Annotated in this window: 3 protein-coding genes and 1 pseudogene; 1 reads left to right on the top strand and 3 read right to left on the bottom strand. The window is 31.8% G+C overall.

The annotated features are described in order from the left end of the window. Positions 1 to 461: Rpn family recombination-promoting nuclease/putative transposase (locus AC3DU7_RS30335; RefSeq protein WP_488042953.1), on the bottom strand; the 461-nt coding region annotated here is incomplete at its 3' end. Positions 462 to 501: 40 nt separating this feature from the next. Next, positions 502 to 1386, bottom strand: coding sequence for a DUF4384 domain-containing protein (locus AC3DU7_RS30330; protein ID WP_488042952.1), 885 nt, complete (start codon positions 1384 to 1386; stop codon positions 502 to 504). Between the two features lie 338 nt (positions 1387 to 1724). Here AC3DU7_RS30330 and AC3DU7_RS30325 point away from each other — a divergent pair, with 338 nt between their 5' ends. Continuing rightward, positions 1725 to 2006, top strand: coding sequence for a hypothetical protein (locus AC3DU7_RS30325; RefSeq protein WP_488042951.1), 282 nt, complete (start codon positions 1725 to 1727; stop codon positions 2004 to 2006). A 168-nt stretch (positions 2007 to 2174) separates the two neighbouring features. On the opposite strand, the pseudogene AC3DU7_RS30320 reads toward AC3DU7_RS30325, so the two are convergent. Then, a pseudogene (locus AC3DU7_RS30320) lies at positions 2175 to 2802 on the bottom strand (serine/threonine protein kinase); the annotation flags it as partial.

The raw sequence follows: 2802 nt of genomic DNA, 5'->3' as shown, positions 1-2802 counted from the left end.
AATTGTTTCTTCCTTGCTACAACTAATTGAATGATTTGTACGCCTAAAGGAGTTGTTTCGCTCACTTCTAATTCATTCAGATAGATGCGCTTGACAAGGGGAGAATCTAAAAAGGGTTGTACAGATTCTCTTTGTCTTTCTGTCGGTTCCATACTACGACTTTTAAATATAATCATAGCACGCCACCTTAAGTCCGGTTCGTTGTCTCTAAGATAGGTAAAAATCTCGGAGAATAAACGTAAATAAATTTTGGAGTCTTTTTGAAATTGTACCTCTGTAAAATAAATTGGTTTGTCAGTATCTTGAGGTAAAAATACCCCGTCTATTCTAAAAGCTGTCTGTTTTAATTCTACTGAATCAAAACGATAATCGTTGAGGTTTTCTGATAATTCTCCCCACAATTGAAAGAAGGTTTCGGGTAAGTCTTGGAAAATTCGATAAAATATATGGTCGGTTTTCATTTTGTATTGAGTTGAGTGAGAAACTGGGTTTCTCAGAAATTTAGGCTGTAATTAAATATTTATATCGCATCAATTGACAATTATTTTTATTCACATGATTCAACAAACTTGCTAGATGTTCTGTTTGTAATTCTAACGGCTCATCTTCAGGTTTAGGTAGCCAATCTAATTGCGGTTCTTCTTGACTAAAAACGGCGATAATTTCTTCATATCCAATGGGTGGTTCAACTACAAAAGGGTCGTCTTTATCTTTCGGTAATATAAATGTTCCCCAAGCAGGAAAAGTAGGATTTAAAAGAGAAGGTGCAAGACAACAAATCTCTCCAGAAGCAAATTTTTCAGCCACAATTAAATAGCCATCATTGCTCAATTTGACATGATAATTAATCTTACTCCCAATGGAAAATGATGGACAATCAGCTTGTGGATTATTCCATGTCTTAGTCTTTAAACCGAGATGAGGTAAATTATTTTCTGAAGCAGATTTTTTATCTGAAGCAGATTCTTTAATATAAATATTGCTACTATCCTCTGATTGTTTCCATAATTCTTTCCAAATTTCAATTGTTGTTTGAGGTGGAAGATTTTCTATATATTCAGGAAAAATTTCTTCCTTCAACCATTTTCTAACACCTTCCCAAGTTTTCTGATATTGTGCATTGGGATTATCTTCATCTTGATAATCAAAATTATGTTTTTTCAGCACAGGATATATTTTTTTATGCCAACAATCTCTCAAAGTACTAGATGAAAATTCATATTTCTCGTTTTTCTGTAACCCACTACTTAATTTTGACCAATCTTTGTGAGAATTATCTAATAGTAATCTTTGTATAAAAGCAACTTCATTATTGCCAGAAAACTCAAACTTAATCACCATATCATCAAGAAATGGGCTTTCCCAGTATTCGTAAGATTTATTCATAGGTGTCAGTATTTATCAAGTTATTTTGAGCCAAATATAACAAATATATTTATTGAGCGTCAATAACTATCTACAAAAATCTACATTTTTCTATCTATGTTTTTCTACAAACTTCAATTCCTAACCATTAACTAACTTGCTAATATAAAAATATAGATAAAACAAACAACTATGGAAACAAGCAACAGTTTATTTAATTGCAATAGTCAGATAAAAAACTATTATTTTCGACATTTATCTACGTCACTATTAAATAAATCAAGCTAGCATTGATTCAGAGAATAAAAATCTCTAAGCACCTAGAAAATCAAACAAACAATAGACAGGAGAAAACTATTATGCAAGTTTTGTTTCAAGAGCAAATTGAACTGCTGAAAAAACAGGCAAATGAAACTTTTGTTAAAGCTGCAAATGCAACATTTATTGTCGCTGTTATTATTAGTCAAACTGGTATTACTAAAAGTTCATTGATTAATGTTGTATTCAATATTAATTTGAAAACTAATGTAGTTAAACCTTGTACGATGACTATTGAAAAAGTTGTTGTGAAGGGAAATAAAGATGAATTATGGTTTGATGATTTGCCCGGAATTGGGGAAGATGAAAAATATTTTAAATAAGAAGTTTTATAACTGCTCTAACCTTTGCTTCGACTGCTATACTTATGCAAGACTTTAATGATTAAGTAATTAGTAAAATTCAATAAAGTTAAGAGCGATTATTAGGCAGTAAGTGTATATTATTCTTCTGTTTACTACTCCCCCACTCCCCCACTCCCCTTTCTTCCTCTAATACCTACCATTAATTCTATCTCTAGCAGCTACTCCTAAAAAATATTCTATAGGTTGATCCGAATTAGAAACAACTACAAATTGATAATAACCAGAAGTTAGAGTTTTACCCCTCCATAGATTTATATTTCGATCTTCTATTAATGCTCTAGACCTATCACGATACTTTTCAGGAGGATAAATAGATAAGAAAACTTCTGGAGAATTAACTCGTAACCTGACGCGTAAAATTTGGTCTGCTTGTATCCATGCTAAATAAATTTTACCTTCTCCTGGCTGTAAATTACCATTGACAACTTCTCTAAATGAACCTGGTGTAAAACTAATTTCTTCTAAAGATTTTCTACTTTGTAAAGCTTTCATTGTATCAGTAGCGATCGCTTGCCAAATTTGACCCATTGGTAAACCAATTATGTTTTTTCCACGAGGTTGTTCTGAGAATAAATAAAAAAATCGAGCATCGGTTAAATCATTAAAAGCTGTGCTACTAATATTTAATCTACTAAGCTGAGATTTCCATCGCTCAATATCATCTTTACTATAATTTCCTAATCTACGACGAGCATCTAAACTTAGTGTTTCTAGTTTGTTAAGTAACTGGTTTGCTATTTCATACCACCGCCAC

The sequence above is a fragment of the Okeania sp. genome, from assembly GCF_983059655.1.
This window is presented reverse-complemented; position numbering and strand designations above follow the sequence as displayed.

What these genes read in the sequence shown, in the direction of transcription:
- AC3DU7_RS30325 (WP_488042951.1), top strand. Translation starts at nt 1,725, where the DNA reads ATGCAAGTTTTGTTTCAAGAGCAAATTGAACTGCTGAAAAAACAGGCA.
- AC3DU7_RS30330 (WP_488042952.1), bottom strand. Translation starts at nt 1,386, where the DNA reads ATGAATAAATCTTACGAATACTGGGAAAGCCCATTTCTTGATGATATG.